At 72.6% G+C, this 1178-nt stretch carries 1 protein-coding gene and 1 pseudogene; one reads left to right on the top strand and one right to left on the bottom strand.

The window, feature by feature from the left end; translation table 11 throughout:
* Positions 1–2: 2 nt before the first annotated feature.
* Complete coding sequence (locus ACWDNU_RS46435; protein WP_355271514.1) at positions 3–752, bottom strand: hypothetical protein; 750 nt, start codon at positions 750–752, stop codon at positions 3–5.
* 211 nt (positions 753–963) lie between these two features.
* On the opposite strand from ACWDNU_RS46435, the pseudogene ACWDNU_RS46430 reads away from it, so the two are divergent.
* A pseudogene (locus ACWDNU_RS46430) lies at positions 964–1178 on the top strand (hypothetical protein); the annotation flags it as partial.

Below are 1178 nucleotides of genomic sequence, written 5' to 3'. Positions count from 1 at the left end.
GGTCACGACACGGCCTCCCGCACGTCGGCCGCCTCGCGGATCTCCGCCTCGCGGGCGAGCCATTCGGTGCGACCGGCCTTGGCGCACAGGTCTATCCGGCCGTGCCGGGGTGGCCCCGCCTTGGCGCTGACGCGCACGTCCAGGCAGACCGAGCGCAGGCGGCCGCGGCCCGCGCCGAGACCGCGGTAGCCGGTGACGCGGGTGTCCAGGCGCAGCGACGGATTGGTCCAGGTGCCGCCGGCGACGACCAGGGTGGCGCCGCGGTTGCGGGCGCGGGCGGCGAGCACCCGGCAGCGGGCGGGTGGGACGGCGACGCCGTCGAGCCCGAGGACGACCAGATCGAGGCCGTCGAGCAGGACGGCGGCCACTTCGCCCGGATCGGGGCCCGGGTCGGCGATCACCGCCAGCCGGGACAGCTGCGCGCCCATCTCGGCGGCGGCCAGCAAACCCAGCCGGGGCAGCCCGACCACCGCGGCGTGGCCACCGCCGCCGGTCACCGCGGCGAGCAGACCGGACAGCAGCGAGTGCGCGCCGGTATAGGCGACCACGGCACCCTTGGGCAGTCCGCCGTCGGGCAACAGCTCGGCGAGCGGGGCGGGCACGGGCAGCAGATCACGGCGTAGTGACTGCTCACGAGGGATATGAGCGGTGGCTGACTCGCCGCGGCCCGGCACCGCGGCCATCCGCCTGCGCAGTTCGTCGAGCGTGCGCGCCCGGGCCGCCCCCTCGGGCGACAACGCATCCGAACCCATCAACACCACCTACTTCCACGATGGACCCGCGAGCGGAGAGCCGCCCAGCGCCGGAACGGCAGCACCGTTTCAGCTATCGATCGTATTCGAATATACGTTCGATCGCGACCAGGGTGACACCCACCCCCGGCCCGTGTCCACAGCGGGGCCCCTTATACCCGCGCGTCGTGATACCGGCCAGTCATCGGCATATTCGACTACCCTCGCACCCGTGACCGAACGTGCTCGTCCCCATATCGGCCCCGACTACCTCGTCGCGGGTCGTTACCGCCTGCAGTCGAAACTGGGCGGCGGTGGCATGGGTGCGGTCTGGCTCGCGACGGACCGGTTGCTGAACCGCGAAGTCGCCATCAAGCAGGTGCTCTCCACGGCCCGATTGAGCGAGGCCGAGGCCGAGCGCATCCGCAGCAGCATCGTGCACGAGGG

This window comes from Amycolatopsis sp. NPDC003676, from assembly GCF_053587275.1.
Note: the sequence above shows the minus strand (reverse complement) of the source record. Positions and strands in the feature narration are given on the sequence as shown.